The sequence below is a fragment of the Microbulbifer mixtoriginis (SeqCode) genome (assembly GCF_052466715.1).
The window spans coordinates 4633007-4647556 of the sequence record NZ_CP174288.1 but is presented as its reverse complement, the minus strand read 5'-3'; the positions used below and the strand labels follow the sequence as shown (position 1 = coordinate 4647556).

The following is a 14550-nucleotide window of genomic DNA, read 5'->3' as shown; positions in this document are numbered from 1 at the left end:
AAATCAGTGGTTTTCAACAAGAAAAATCAGAGCCAAGGACTATTGCACAAGGGGTTGCTGCTGCCTTCGTTGCTGGCGGCCGTCGCCTGGCTCTGCGGGGCCTATCTAATCGTTGAGCATATAGTCACCCCCCACAATCAAGCGCAAGTACAACAGGCAGCCCGGGCGCAGGGGAAAATCTTCGCGCAAGATGTAGAGTCTCTGTTAGCCGAACGCACGCGGCAGCTGCAACAAATTGAACGCAATGGACAACCCCTTGAAGAACAGCTAAAAACAGCACAACTACCGAAACAATCGCGAATTCAGGTCTTTTCAGAGGCACAAATCCGCGTGGGCGCAGGTGAAAAGCCAACCCTGAACTTCGCGCTAGTAGATCTGCTCAAGCGTACCCGACAAGACAGTCAACAGCCCCTAGAGATACTGCGTACCGGCCCCGACAACAGCTGGCAGCTTCACAATGCTGTTAACCTGGCGGGGCAACAACTTCTGATCAGCCAGCCCTTCGCTGTTTTGCAAACATCCCTGGAAACGCTCGATAAAAACCAGGGACAGATTCAGCTGCTTCAAAAATTTCCCGATTCGATTGCACAGCCCCTTTGGCGCGGCGGGCAGGGCAGTGGCTTCAGCCATTCTGAAGCAATTCCGGATAGCTACCTGCAGGTGCAGTTCAGCCCCTCCCCTGCATTTATCCAGCAACACAGCTTGCCACTTCTGTGGATCTATCTCACAGCCGGCGCCGGCCTGCTGTTCTCCTTGCTGGTACTTCTACGCTTCCTGCCCCGAGACAACCGTGCCCCCTGGGAGCGCAGTCAGAAAGGTGAGAAAGGTGGTAGAAGCGAAAGTGAAAAATTCCCTGCGCCCGAGTCGCAGCAGGATGCTCTGCTGGCGGATGAAGCTTTACCCCAAGGGCTCGCATCGGCACCCAGCATCGCTCCCGAAGCTTTACAACAGAATATGACAAATCGCGCTGAGGCAAGGTCTGCGACCAAATCAGGTAAGCCCCAACATCCGCTAACTACCGAGTTTCCCCCTCATGTGTTTCGCGCATACGATATCCGCGGCATCGCCGGTGAGGAAATTGATGAGCCCTTTGCTTACCAGCTGGGAAAGGCCCTCGGTACCCTGGCACAGCACGCCGGAGAGCAAATCCTGCTAGTGGGGCGCGATGGCCGCAACAGTAGTGCACTGCTCAGCAACTGCCTGATGGAGGGGATTCTCGATAGCGGCTGTAACAGTATCGATCTGGGCCTGATCCCATCACCACTGCTTTACTACGCCTGCGCCAAGGGCAAGAACACCAGCAGCGGTGTTATGGTGACCGCGAGCCACAATCCGGCGGAATACAATGGCTTCAAGATTGTGCTCAAGGGCCGCCCCCTCTCTGAAGAAAAGCTACAGGGCCTGCACCAGCTTATGCAGCAGGGGCCCTTCAAAAGCGGGGAAGGCAGTAACCGCGAGCAGGATATTAAAGACAAATATATTGACGAGATCTTTAACAACGTCGCCCTCGCCGGACAACCGCACCTGGTAGTGGATGCGGGCAATGGAGCCACTTCCGTTTTGGCACCCCGGTTGTTTGAGCAGCTGGGCTGCGCAGTCACTCCGCTGTTTTGTGAAGTGGATGGGGACTTCCCCAACCATCCACCCGATCCCACGCGCCCGGAAAACCTGCAAGCATTGATCGACAAAGTGGCGGAAACCGGCGCAGACCTGGGCATAGCTCTGGATGGCGATGGTGATCGTGTCACTCTGATTTCCAGCAGCGGGCGCATCGCCTGGGCCGATCAGCTGGTTATGCTACTGGCGAGAGACATCCTGGCACGCAACCCAGGGGAGACGATCGTCTTCGATGTGAAAAGCAGCCGTAGCCTTGCTCAATTGATAAACCAGTACGGCGGCCGCCCGGTGATGTGGAAGACCGGCCACGCGCCGATGAAAAACAAAATGCTAGAAACCAAGGCAATTCTTGGCGGTGAGTTATCCGGCCATATTTTTATTCGGGATCGCTGGTTTGGTTTCGACGATGGTATCTACGCAGCGGCGCGGCTCCTGGAGATTATGGCCCTGCGGGAACAGAGCCTAGATGAACTCCTCGACTCACTGCCGCAAATGGAGAGCACCCCGGAAATATTGTTGCCCGTAGAGGAGCAGGAGAAGTTCTCCCTGATTGAGCAGTTGCGCGAACAAGGCAATTTTGACAATGCCGATATCAATACTACCGACGGTCTGCGCATAGAATTTTCTGATGGCTGGGGGCTGGTGCGCGCCTCCAATACCACCAGCGCGTTGACCCTGCGCTTCGAGGCCGAAAATAAAGAGGCTCTGGAGCGTATTCGCAAAGTAGTCATGGCGCAGATCAAGAAAATTGCTCCCACAGTTGTCGTTCCCAATTGGGAACTGCTCAACTAGCGCACCAATTTTAAACCTGTGCGGCACAGGCAGGTGCCGCAACCGACTAGCGCTCCGTGCTTTAATCAAAAAAATCTCGACCGCGCAGTATCTACAGCAGCGGCTGGACAGCGGGAAAGCTATCCAGCCGCATCCCACCATAAAGGAATTGCCATGTCCCTCGATAAGAAGTCCGCTCTGCGTATTGCTCAGGTTTTGAATGAAGCCTTGCCCTATATCCAGCAATTCACCAATAAAACCGTGGTGGTAAAGTTTGGCGGTAATGCCATGGTGGATCACGAGCTGCAAAACGACTTTGCCCGCGACATTATCCTGATGAAGCTGGTGGGCATGAACCCGGTAGTGGTACACGGCGGCGGCCCGCAAATAGGCCTGCTGTTGAACAAACTCAATATCGAATCTCACTTTGTCGACGGTATGCGCGTAACCGATAGCGAGACCATGGATGTGGTGGAAATGGTATTGGGGGGCACGGTCAACAAGCAAATTGTCAATCTGATCAATCAGAACGGAGGCCGCGCAGTGGGCGTTACCGGCAAGGATGGCTTGTTAATCGAAGCGCGCAAACTGAGCCGCAAAAATGAGAGCGCCGGCCTGCACGCCTCAGAAATTATTGATATCGGCCAGGTAGGCGAGGTGGAAAAGGTCAATACCGATGTCATCAATATGCTGATCCAGGGCGGCTTTATTCCGGTAATCGCCCCTATCGGCGTCGACAAAGAGGGGGTTTCTTACAATATCAATGCCGATCTGGTGGCCGGTAAGGTCGCCGAGTGCTTGCAGGCAGAAAAGCTGATGCTGCTCACCAATGTTGCGGGCCTGCAAGATAAGCAGGGCGAGGTACTCACCGGCCTGACGACGCCTCAGGTGGAAGGGTTGATTGAAGATGGCACCATTCATGGCGGCATGCTGCCGAAAATCAGTTGTGCACTCGACGCGGTAAAAGACGGGGTCACTTCTGCCCATATTATCGACGGCCGGGTACCTCACGCGGTCCTGCTGGAAATATTTACCGACACCGGCGTCGGCACCTTGATTACCAATAGTGAGACATAAAGCCATCGCACTGTAGCGCTTGGCAATTGAAGACAGACGTACGAATCGGTAGGATTCCGCCGCCGAAATATTAAGGCGACAAGAGCAAAAATCACCGTCCACCCCCCAAGTGGACTAAAGGCAATCAATGAGCAGCGAAAAAATCAATCGGCGCCAGCAAATTCTGGAATCTCTGGCACATATGCTGGAAGCCAGTCCTGGCGCACGTATTACAACTGCAGCCCTGGCCAAGGAAGTTGGCTTTTCTGAAGCGGCGCTATACCGCCACTTCCCCAGTAAGTCAAAAATGTTCGAAGGCCTGATCGAGTTTATCGAGGAGACTATTTTCAGTCGCATAGCGCTGATCCTTCAGGAAGAACCCTCTGCTTTGGAGCGATGCCAGAGAATCCTGCACCTTCTGCTGGCTTTTTGTGAGCGCAATCCGGGTATTACCCGACTTCTCACTGGCGATGCGTTGACCGGCGAAACCGAGCGTTTGCACGGGCGTATCCTGCAGTTGTTCGATCGCCTGGAAACCCAAATCCGTCAGATTTTGCGTGAAGCGGAACTGCGTGAACACCTGCGTCCAACCCTGCCCCTGGGCGGTGCCGCCAACTTGTTATTGGCCAGTGCCGAGGGCCGTATCGTGCAATATGTACGCAGCGGCTTTAAGCGCAAACCCACCGAGTACTGGGCCGAGCAATGGCCGGTTTTGACCTCCGGCTTTTTCCGCGAGACCGTCGCCGCAGCCAGGTAACTGGCTGTGCGGTATGGAAAGTGAAAGATAACTGGAAGGACGCACGTGTAACGAAGCCAGAAAGGCGCTAATGGTCCTGCACTATCAGGATCTGTTAGTAATTTCTGCGTAGCGCGCGGCGGCTTTATCAAATTCCTCACCGATAGAACTGGCCTCGTCAGCGCGCCGTTTAAGGCGCTCGCGCAGTACTGCCACTTCTTTTTGCAAATCGGCAATACGCTGCAGGAGCTCCGGAGCCACCTCGCGCCCACCGCGCTGGGTGCGCGCCGCCTGTGTTTCTTCCTGGGTAATTTGACGAGTGAGACTGGTGATATTCGAGTGCATGATCGCCATATCCTGCTCGACAATTGCCAGCTTGCGTTTGCGCGCACTCTCAATGTCGGCAAGGCTGTTATAGCGTTTGAGCAGCTTGCGGTCCGCTTCTTCGCGTGCTTCCTGTCGGCGCTGCGCTTCGAACTCCTCGGGGCTCAACTGCGGTGGAACCACTTCTATAACACGGCCAGAAAGGTTGAGAATTTCGTAGCCCTTAGCCACGTACTCCGGCGGCACCATTTCATTGAGTACCATGATGCCCTGCTCATCGGTATAGCGATAGAGTAACTGCTCACCGCTGGCGGCACTCGCCAGGGTACAAAACAACAGAATGGCAGGAACCAGGAAACATTTTATGGGGGCGATTGCCATCGCTCTTCTCACTAAATTGATGCGGCCCGCTATAACGAGCGGGCCTCTCACTTAACCCGTTACGCCGTAACGCTGCCGGTAATCGACAATTTTTTGCAGGGTTTCACTATCCTGAGACTCCTGCTCGAGGAAACTGACTATATCATCCAGCTGTACAATGCTAATGACTGGGATATTAAACTGCTGTTCGACCTGCTGAATAGCGGAGAATTCACAATCTTCGCTGGCCCTTTCCTGGCGATTTAAACCGATGACCACACCGGCCGCTTCGGCACCGTGAGATTCAATGATTTGCATCACCTCACGCACCGCAGTACCGGCCGTAATCACATCATCAATGATCAAAACCTTGCCATTAAGCGGCGCACCCACTAAGGTTCCGCCTTCGCCGTGATCCTTGGCCTCTTTGCGGTTGTAGCAGAAAGGCTTATCGATACCTTTCTGAGCCAGTGCCACGGCAGTCACCGCACCCAGCGGGATACCCTTGTAAGCCGGTCCGAAAATGACATCAAACTCCACTCCCGAAGCGATAATCGCCTCGGCGTAAGCCTGTCCCAGTGCGGCTAGTGCCGCACCGGTGTGGAAGCGGCCAGCATTGAAAAAATAGGGGCTTTGACGGCCTGACTTCAGAGTGAAGTCACCAAAACACAACACCTGATGATCCAGGGCCAATTGGATAAAATTGCGCTGATATTGCTGCATGGAAAATTGTTAACTATTAGCTAAGGTGAAGGGAGACCTCCCCGTAGCATTTCTTCCGGGGATAGGCATGCAAATAATGTTTCTAATGATACACAGTCCGCTGGTAAGGGGCTAATAATGCGAATAGTAAGCTTGTCTGTAGACGGCGTTCATCAGGCCGCACAGCGCGGTCTCTACGATTGGTTAGCTGAGCAGGATGCAGACATTATCTGCCTTCAAGACCTGCGCTCTCTGGAGCCGGAGCTAGACCACCCCATATTCCACCCCGATGGCTATTACAGCTACTTCTTCGATTCGGGAACGCCCCATGAAAACGGCGTGGCGATCTATACACGCAACCAGCCCAAAGCCATTATTTTCGGTATGGGTTTCGCCAACGGCGAGGATATGTATGGGCGCTATTTACAGGCAGATTTTGAACGCCTGAGTGTGGGTTCTCTGTTAGCGCCAATAGCCACTGACGAGGCTTCACTGGAGAAAAAGGTCCAGTTTTTCGACGACATGCAAGCGCACCTGCACAAAATCAGCCGCAAGCGCCGCGATTTTATTTTCTGCGGTAACTGGGGCATGGCACACCGCCGTGCCGATGTGCAGAACTGGCAGGACCACCAGGATAACCCTGGTTTCATGCGTCACGAACAGCGCTGGTTGGACCAGCTGTTCAATGAAATTGGCTATGTCGATGCCTTTCGCCGCGTGGTCAAAGACACCGATGAATTTACCTGGTGGCCGAGTGGCACCGTAGGCGAAGGTGATGGCTGGCGGACCGACATGCAGATCGTTTCACACGGGTTGAAAAATCGTATTGAGTACGGTGCGATTAACAAGAATGTGAATTTCTCCAGCCACCTACCACTAATGATGGATTACGACCTGGAAGTATAAACCGTTGAGGACTCGGCCCATTTCGGCTGAGAGTAGGGGAGCCGAGTCCTGTCGCGAACCGACCCGCTTTACAGCGGGAGCGGTCCTAACTCAGCAAAATACAAAGCCTCACTCATCCAAGGCTTTTTGCTGTATCTCGATCAGTTCATCGATTCCTGCTTTACCCAAGCCCAGCATCTGCGCGAACTTTTTCTCGGAAAAAGGCTTACCTTCAGCGGTACCCTGTACTTCGATCATACCTCCGTCTGCCGCCATCACCAGATTCATATCCGTATCCGCCGCACTGTCCTCTGGATAGTCCAGATCCAAAACCGGCTCGCCGTCATAAATTCCGACAGAGACCGCCGCGACAAGGTTGAGCAACGGATCCTCAGCGAGAATTTTTTCCCGCTGCATATGGCGCAGCGCATCCACCAAGGCTACACAAGCGCCGGTAATAGCCGCTGTGCGTGTGCCGCCATCGGCCTGGATAACATCGCAATCCAGGGTGATCTGATTCTCTCCAAGCTTTTCCAGATCCACCGCTGCGCGCAGGGAGCGGCCAATCAGACGCTGGATCTCTACAGTACGGCCGCTCTGTTTACCCTTGGCTGCCTCACGCGGCATGCGGGAACCTGTAGAGCGCGGCAGCATGCCATACTCCGCGGTGATCCAACCGCTGCCCTGACCGCGCAGGAAGCGCGGTACTTCACTCGACACTGAGGCATTACACAGAACTTTTGTGTCGCCAAACTCTACCAACACAGAGCCCTCGGCGTGGCGGGTGTAGTTTCGGGTAATTTTTATCTGGCGCATCTGCGCCGCCGCGCGGCCACTGGGACGCTGCATAGCTCACCTCGGTCAATGAATGAAAGCCCTGCATTATATACCCCCACATGGATATCCGAACGCTGTGCTATGATGCCGAGCCGATAAATACGCCTGCAGGGGATGAGCAATGGCCAATAACCGGGAACAGAACAAAGTGCGAAGCATGACAGCCTTCGGTCGCGCCGAAGCCGCTTATGCCACAGGAAACGCCATTTGGGAGCTGCGCTCGGTCAACCATCGCTACCTGGAGCCGCACTTCCGTCTGCCCGAGGTCGCCCGCCCTCTGGAAGCGCAGTTACGAGATATTTTGCGGAAAAGTTTATCCCGTGGAAAAGTGGAACTCACGCTTACAGTAAAACCCAACAGTGTGGAAACGAGTGGGCTTGAAATTAATCAGCCGCTGGCACAAGCATTGATTAACGCCGCCAAACAAGTGACCGGCGGTGAAGGCGCCCAACCACTCAACCCCCTGCAGATTCTCCAATGGCCCGGTGTTATTAGCGAACCGGAAGCCGATACTGAGCAGCAATCCGCCACTATTTTGCAGGCGTTTCGCGAAGCGCTAGAACAACTGCGCGCGAATCGTGAGCGTGAGGGTGCGGAGTTAGCCAAATTTATTGAAGCCCGCTTAAAAGGCATTGAAGAACAAGTCGCCCTAGTGCGGGAACTGCTACCACAGATTCTAGAGGCACAGCGGGAAAAACTGCGCAACCGCCTGGAAGAGCTCTCTATAGAATTGGATAAGGAGCGCTTGGAACAGGAAATTGTACTGCTCGCTCAAAAAGCCGACGTCGATGAAGAACTCGATCGCCTAAATGCCCACACTGTAGAAACCCGCCGGGTACTCGCTGGAGGCGGCGCTATAGGTCGGCGCTTGGATTTTCTAATGCAGGAATTTAACCGCGAGGCCAACACTCTATCCTCCAAGTCCGTGGTAACCGACACCACCCAGGCTGCAGTAGAGCTGAAGGTCTTGATCGAACAAATGCGTGAGCAAGTACAAAATATTGAGTAAGCATATTATGGGGCTTTTTTAAAACCAAAATAAGAGCCCCGTATTCACGTTCGGCTAAAAAACTATCTGCTGCTTTACCCAACTAACATTGAAATACATTTTATATGCGAAATAATATTAAATGGGTTGGGGCTATATTCTTAGCTGTAACCATTATTGAAATTATTAATATATTATCTGGCCGCTCATTGAATTACTTCGGCCTAGTTCCTAGATCCATCGACCATCTGCCCCATATTTTTACCGCTCCATTGCTACACGGAAGCATCTGGCATTTTCTATCCAATATAGTAACCCTGTGCGTTTTCAGTTTTTTGCTGTTGCAATATGGAGTAAAAACCTACCTAAAAGTCACTCTGACGATTATTGTCACCACTGGCCTTGCCGTTTGGCTATTTGCTAGAGGCGGGAACCATCTGGGCGTAAGTTCAGTAATTTATGGCTATTTTGGATTCTTATTGCTGGCCGGCTTTATCAGCAAGCAGTTTGTTCGACTATTGATATCCATTTTTGTCGGATTGGTTTATGGCGGGCTTATTTTTGGTGTGCTGCCACAAGGAATGTATATCTCCTGGGAATCGCATCTATTCGGTTTTCTGTTTGGCATAATGGCTGCAAAAATATGGGCCCACACACCCAACCCTATTACGGACCGACAAGCTGTATCTAAAAATTCATAGTTTTTCTCTAGCAAATTCACAGCAGGCACACAGGGAGCCGGATGACCGCTCTCTGTGTGCACTCAAAAAAATAAAAACAAGTTTCCGGCCATAGTTCGTACAGACGGCTGAATGCTGTTTTGAAGTCATTGTGATGTCAGAAAAGTTACCAGTCAGTATTCAGCGCGAACTCTGAAAGAAGCTACCACTGGCGATTAATGCATGCGCTGTGACAAAAATACTTAAAATTACCTCGCACCATAAAGGCATAAAATCATTTGCTGCCAAACAGTGATTTACTGTTTTTTTCTGCAAAACCGATAACCACCCCTCGCCAACTGAGCTCGTGAACTAAGACACACCTTCTCACTGACCAAGTTCTCATTACCTGACTTTTTTCTAAAAAATTATAAATTTGTCGTCATAAGCCACACAATTTCAGGTTCCTCAGCTGAGGACAATAATCTCAAAGTCGTTATATATCTGTGCCAATGTGAAACTTTGGTACTAATTTTGGTCTTTTTAACCGCCAAATGCCTATTCTGGCGGCTATTCGGGACTTTCTATTGGCAGATATATTTCTGTCAGTGAAAGGTCTTTTCAGGAGTGACCGATAGACCAGCTGATTGGCTGGCTGTCGGATAACAATAATTTCGAAGAGCAAATAATAATGACTTCACCACTCAAGAACCTTCGGCAGAAGACGGCTCTAGCGAGCGTTTTTACACTGCTATGCACTGCGCCCTTCACTGCCCAGGCACAACAAGCGGACAACGCTCTGCTGACAGACCGCATCATCGTTAAATACAAGGAAAGCGCCAAGGTTGGCCGGGCTGCCAGCATGGCCAGGGAAACGGTGGAAAAGGCCTCCCGTCGCGCCGGCCACAAAATGCGTCACCTGCGCCGTATGGCCACTGGTGCTCAGGTAATGCGCCTGGAAGGTCGCAAAAACAGAACGGAAATGAACGCAATTATCAACCGTCTGAAACAGGATCCGGATGTGGAGTACGCTGAGCCGGATCTGATGATGCGCGCAATGGCTGTGCCCAATGACTCTAGCTATCTCAACCAGTGGCACTACTTTGAGTCCACCGGCGGCCTGAACCTGCCATCGGCCTGGGATGTCACTCAGGGTGAGGGAGCGGTTGTCGCGGTGCTCGACACCGGTTACCGCCCACACCCTGATCTGGTGGGCAATATTCTGCCGGGCTACGACATGATTTCTGACACTTTCGTGTCTGTAGACGGCGATGGCCGTGATAGCGATGCCACAGACCCAGGCGACTGGTATACGGACAAAGCCTGTGGCGATGATCCTCGCATCCCCTCGGAAAGCGACAGTAGCTGGCACGGCACCCATGTCGCCGGCACCATCGCAGGCGTCACCAATAACAATATGGGTATCGCCGGTGTCGCCTACAAAGCCAAGATCGTACCGATACGCGTGCTCGGCCGCTGTGGTGGCTATACCTCAGATATCGCCGATGGCATCATCTGGGGCGCCGGCGGCTCTGTCAGCGGCCTGCCATCCAACCCCAACCCCGCACAAGTACTCAACCTGAGTCTTGGTGGTGGTGGCAGCTGTGCCACGACAACTCAGAATGCTATCAACACCGCACGCAGCCTAGGCGCCACTATCGTAGTCGCTGCCGGTAATGAATCCGATAACGCCAGCCAATACACTCCCGCCAGCTGCGATGGCGTAATAACTACTGCCTCAACGAACCGCGATGGCGGCCGCTCTTACTTCTCCAACTACGGCAGCGTAGTGGATGTTGCAGCACCGGGGGGAGCGCAGAGTTTTGCTAACGACCCGAACGGCATTCTCTCCACCCACAATAGTGGCAGTACCGTCGCGGGCAGCGATAGCTACGTCTATATGCAAGGCACCAGTATGGCTGCCCCACATGTTGCCGGTGCTGCCGCACTACTGTATTCGGTAAACCCTGACCTGGGCCCGGACGACATCGAATCGATACTCACCACCACCGCACGCAGTTTCCCATCTTCATGCAGCGGCTGCGGTGCCGGTATTGTCGATGCTACAGCAGCAGTGGCCATGGCGAGCGGCGGTAGCGATGGAGACAACGGTGGCGATAACGGAAATGGCGGTGGTGTCAGCTGGACCGAATCCAACCTTTCCGGCAGCTCCGGCAGTTGGAACGACTTCACCATCGAAGTCGCTGCGGGTACCACAAGCTTGAATATAGAGATGTCTGGCGGTAGTGGCGAGGTCGACCTCTATGTCCGCCATGCCAACTACCCCACTCTGCGTCGGTACGATTGCCGCCCCTACCTCTGGGGAAATGAAGAGAGCTGCACTATTAGCAACCCTGACTCGGGTACCTGGTATGTCAGTGTTTACGGTTACGACTCCTACAGCGGCGTCACCCTAAAGGCTGAAACTACTCCCTAATTGACGACATAGGCCGGCGCCAAAAGCTCCGGCCACGAAAGAGGTATTTTGGTGCGGATTAGCAATAAAGAACCAAAGTACCTCACCCAATTGGTGCGGGGGAAAGGGAAATAATGAGCTGTGCGTTACGCGGCTAAGTAAGAGGCCATGCCTCTGCACCCCTGCACCCCTGCACCCCTGCACCAACCCCGAACTTTGCCAGCTGTATCGACAAAATTCCTTAATGCACTTTTTTCGGGCACATATTTTGCCTGTGTTCTAACGGTGCCACGCTTTTTTGCAGTTCTACCGAAAGCCAAGCACCCGGATTTCCCCTCTTGTCAGCTAAATATTGACCAGGGTGATAACCATCCATCACGGAGAGATAACAATAATGAAAACACCACTGAAAAATCTATTGCATAAGTCCGCACTGGCCGGCGTATTTTCACTGCTGTGTGCAAGCCCCTTCGCCGCCCAGGTCGAAGATACCAGCAACGCTCAAATCACCGACCGCATTATCGTCAAATACAAGCAGGGCGCTAAAATAGGGCAGGCGGCCAGACTAGCTCCAGAAACCGTAGATAAAGCCTCCCGCCGCGCCGGCCATAAAATGCGCCACCTGCGCCGTATGGCCACAGGTGCTCAGGTGATGCGCCTGGAGGGACGCAAAAACAAAGCAGAGCTTGAGGCTATTATCAGCCGCCTTAAACAGGACCCCGATGTCGAGTATGCAGAGCCCGACCTGATGATGAAGGCCATGGCCGTACCCAATGACCCCAGCTATTACGATCAGTGGCACTATTTTGAGTCCACCGGTGGCCTTAATCTGCCGGCAGCCTGGGATACCACTCAGGGCGAGGGTGTGGTCGTTGCAGTTATCGATACCGGCTTCCTGCCCCACGCAGATCTGACCGCTAACCTGCTGCCCGGTTACGACATGATTTCCGATACCGATGTCTCTGTGGATGGCGACGGCCGCGACAGCGACGCCACCGACCCCGGCGACTGGTATACCAATACCTACTGTGGTGACCCACGATATCCGGAAGCGGACAGCAGCTGGCACGGTACCCATGTCGCCGGCACCATAGCGGCAGTGACCAACAATAATATGGGCGTAGCCGGTGTGGCCTCCAAAGCGAAGATCGTACCCGTGCGAGTACTCGGCCGCTGTGGCGGTTACACTTCAGATATTGCCGACGGCATCATCTGGAGCGCCGGCGGTTCTGTCAGCGGTGTCCCAACCAACGCCAACCCCGCCCAGGTACTGAACTTGAGCCTGGGTGGTAGCGGCAGCTGCGCTACCACAACGCAGAATGCCATCAATACCGCACGCAGCCTCGGTGCCACCGTCGTGGTTGCCGCCGGCAACTCCGCTCGCAACGCTCGCCGTTACACGCCAGCAAGCTGCTCGGGGGTTATTACTGTTGCCGCCACAGATCGCTCTGGTGGTCGCGCCTACTACTCTAATTACGGTAATGTGGTCGACGTAGCCGCACCGGGTGGTGAGACCAATGTGGTAAGCAGTGATGGTGTGCTATCCACTCTCAACAGCGGCAACACTGTAGCCGGTACGGATTCCTATGCTTACTATCCCGGTACCAGCATGGCCACCCCCCATGTAGCCGGTGCCGCAGCTCTGATCTATTCGGTGAATCCCAATGTGACACCCGATCAGGTAGAGTCTATTCTCACCAGCACCGCGCGCAGTTTCCCGTCCTCTTGCTCGCGCTGTGGCTCTGGCATTGTCGACGCTGCTGCAGCAGTGGCAGCGGCCAGTAACTGATTCCCCCATAGCCACCGCTTGTGGATCTTATGGAAAGGCCGGCAAATGCCGGCCTTTTAGCTTTCCCGTGCCGGCCCACGCAATCTAGCGAACAAACGCGGCAAATTGGGGGTCAACCGGCGTATCTGCAAGATGATTGATGTAATTGCTCATCACTTTCTGCGCAACCCCAACAATAATCTCCAGCAGGTTTTGGCGGTTATAGCCCACTGCGTAAAACCGCTCTGATATCTCATCTGAAATCACACCGCGTTCACGCACAATTGCCAGGGTGGTATCCCGCAGTACTTCAAGTTTTTCAGTAGGTAGGGGCGTCTTATTGCGAAGGGCCTCATTCACTTCGTCCGCTACTTTCATCGCCTTGGCAATAGCGCTGTGTGCCGGTACACAGTAGTGACAGTTATGCTCCACATTGATGCTCTGCCAGACCACAGTCATTTCTTCGGCATTGAATGAGGTGTCCAGGAAGTACTGATGTAAATCCTGGTAAGCCGCCAGAGCTTGGGGCGACTCTGCCATAACCCCGTGCAAGTTGGGGATAGAGCCAAAGGCCTTGATAGATTTCTGGAGGAGGGGCTTGCTGTCTTGCGGTGCACTTTCAAGATCGTAAATCCGGGACTCTTTCATCGCTGAACTCACCTTTAATGTTTGGGTTTAATACTTGAGCGATCGATCAAGTATTGTGAGGCTAACCAATATTGAGCGATCGTTCAATAGCAAAGAGTAATTGGCGTATATCTCTTGAAAGAGTAAAATTTGAGCAATTGCTCAAGTGGAGGCAACATGGCGAATACCGCGAAATTTGACCGCCAGGAAGTATTACAGCGGGCAACCTGGCTTTTCTGGCAAAAAGGGTTTCACGCCACATCGACTCGTGACCTGCAACAGGCCACCAATCTTCGTCCTGGTAGTATTTATGCCGCTTTTGGTAGTAAATCTGGACTTTTCAAAGAGGTTCTAAGCTATTACGCGCAAAATCGTGACCAATTACTCCTTCAATGCATAAATGACGAAGGCAGCAACCTTGGAGGCTTGCGTGCCTATTTCCATTACATATTGCTAGGTGACGATGTTGATGCCCCAAACGAGCTCTGCCTATTAGCTAAAGCCATCTCAGAGCTGGATGAAGGAGAAGAAGCACTATTGGCCGAGGCCCGCGCTTTACTGGCTGCACATGGGGCAAAGTTCCGTCAGTATCTGGAGAGTGCGGTGAATGCTGGAGAGCTTTCCAAACAGACAGATTCGGCGCTGCTCGCTCGCCAGTTGCAGGTTCAAATGATTGGACTGCGAACTTATCTCCGCGCCACCTCGGACCGCACTGCGGTTGAGCAAATGATCGAACAGTTGTTTGACCCAGCCTGCGTGCAGACCACAAGTTGAGAAAAAGGCGATTATGCGCGGCCTCTAGTA

General features: G+C 53.3%; 13 protein-coding genes. 9 read left to right on the top strand and 4 right to left on the bottom strand.

The window, feature by feature from the left end; all coding sequences use genetic code 11:
• Positions 1 to 6: 6 nt before the first annotated feature.
• From ACJJH9_RS20565 to slmA, 3 genes are all read left to right on the top strand, one after another.
• Positions 7 to 2409 (top strand): phosphomannomutase/phosphoglucomutase, encoded by a 2403-nt coding sequence (locus tag ACJJH9_RS20565; RefSeq protein ID WP_444910836.1) that lies wholly within the window; start codon positions 7 to 9, stop codon positions 2407 to 2409.
• A gap of 153 nt (positions 2410 to 2562) precedes the next feature.
• Complete coding sequence (argB, locus tag ACJJH9_RS20560) at positions 2563 to 3465, top strand: acetylglutamate kinase (protein ID WP_252083880.1); 903 nt, start codon at positions 2563 to 2565, stop codon at positions 3463 to 3465.
• Between the two features lie 127 nt (positions 3466 to 3592).
• Positions 3593 to 4201, top strand: a complete 609-nt coding sequence (gene slmA, locus ACJJH9_RS20555; protein WP_252083881.1) for a nucleoid occlusion factor SlmA — start codon at positions 3593 to 3595, stop codon at positions 4199 to 4201.
• Positions 4202 to 4285: 84 nt separating this feature from the next.
• Here slmA and ACJJH9_RS20550 read toward each other — a convergent pair whose 3' ends face one another.
• Positions 4286 to 4885, bottom strand: a complete 600-nt coding sequence (locus ACJJH9_RS20550) for a hypothetical protein (RefSeq protein ID WP_444923852.1) — start codon at positions 4883 to 4885, stop codon at positions 4286 to 4288.
• A 51-nt stretch (positions 4886 to 4936) separates the two neighbouring features.
• Positions 4937 to 5587: an orotate phosphoribosyltransferase gene (gene pyrE / locus ACJJH9_RS20545; RefSeq protein ID WP_444923851.1), complete on the bottom strand. Its 651-nt coding sequence runs from the start codon at positions 5585 to 5587 to the stop codon at positions 4937 to 4939.
• A 117-nt stretch (positions 5588 to 5704) separates the two neighbouring features.
• On the opposite strand from pyrE, the gene ACJJH9_RS20540 reads away from it, so the two are divergent.
• A complete protein-coding gene (locus ACJJH9_RS20540; RefSeq protein ID WP_252083884.1) occupies positions 5705 to 6472 on the top strand; it encodes an exodeoxyribonuclease III in 768 nt (255 codons plus the stop codon).
• A 108-nt stretch (positions 6473 to 6580) separates the two neighbouring features.
• Here ACJJH9_RS20540 and rph read toward each other — a convergent pair whose 3' ends face one another.
• A complete protein-coding gene (gene rph, locus ACJJH9_RS20535) occupies positions 6581 to 7300 on the bottom strand; it encodes a ribonuclease PH (RefSeq protein WP_444923850.1) in 720 nt (239 codons plus the stop codon).
• A gap of 109 nt (positions 7301 to 7409) precedes the next feature.
• Between rph and ACJJH9_RS20530 the strand changes: the two genes are divergently transcribed.
• The 4 genes from ACJJH9_RS20530 (at position 7410) to ACJJH9_RS20515 (ending at position 13140) form a co-directional block, all read left to right on the top strand.
• Positions 7410 to 8297 (top strand): YicC/YloC family endoribonuclease, encoded by an 888-nt coding sequence (locus tag ACJJH9_RS20530; protein WP_444883201.1) that lies wholly within the window; start codon positions 7410 to 7412, stop codon positions 8295 to 8297.
• A gap of 104 nt (positions 8298 to 8401) precedes the next feature.
• Positions 8402 to 8977 (top strand): rhomboid family intramembrane serine protease, encoded by a 576-nt coding sequence (locus tag ACJJH9_RS20525; protein ID WP_444923849.1) that lies wholly within the window; start codon positions 8402 to 8404, stop codon positions 8975 to 8977.
• Positions 8978 to 9626: 649 nt separating this feature from the next.
• A complete protein-coding gene (locus tag ACJJH9_RS20520; protein WP_444887581.1) occupies positions 9627 to 11372 on the top strand; it encodes a S8 family peptidase in 1746 nt (581 codons plus the stop codon).
• Between the two features lie 373 nt (positions 11373 to 11745).
• Complete coding sequence (locus ACJJH9_RS20515) at positions 11746 to 13140, top strand: S8 family peptidase (RefSeq protein ID WP_252083889.1); 1395 nt, start codon at positions 11746 to 11748, stop codon at positions 13138 to 13140.
• Between the two features lie 84 nt (positions 13141 to 13224).
• Here the strand turns inward: ACJJH9_RS20515 and ACJJH9_RS20510 are convergent, their stop codons facing one another.
• Entirely contained in the window at positions 13225 to 13767 is a 543-nt protein-coding gene (locus ACJJH9_RS20510; RefSeq protein WP_252083890.1) for a carboxymuconolactone decarboxylase family protein, read from the bottom strand.
• Between the two features lie 156 nt (positions 13768 to 13923).
• Here ACJJH9_RS20510 and ACJJH9_RS20505 point away from each other — a divergent pair, with 156 nt between their 5' ends.
• Complete coding sequence (locus ACJJH9_RS20505; protein ID WP_444923848.1) at positions 13924 to 14520, top strand: TetR/AcrR family transcriptional regulator; 597 nt, start codon at positions 13924 to 13926, stop codon at positions 14518 to 14520.
• Positions 14521 to 14550 lie beyond the last annotated feature (30 nt).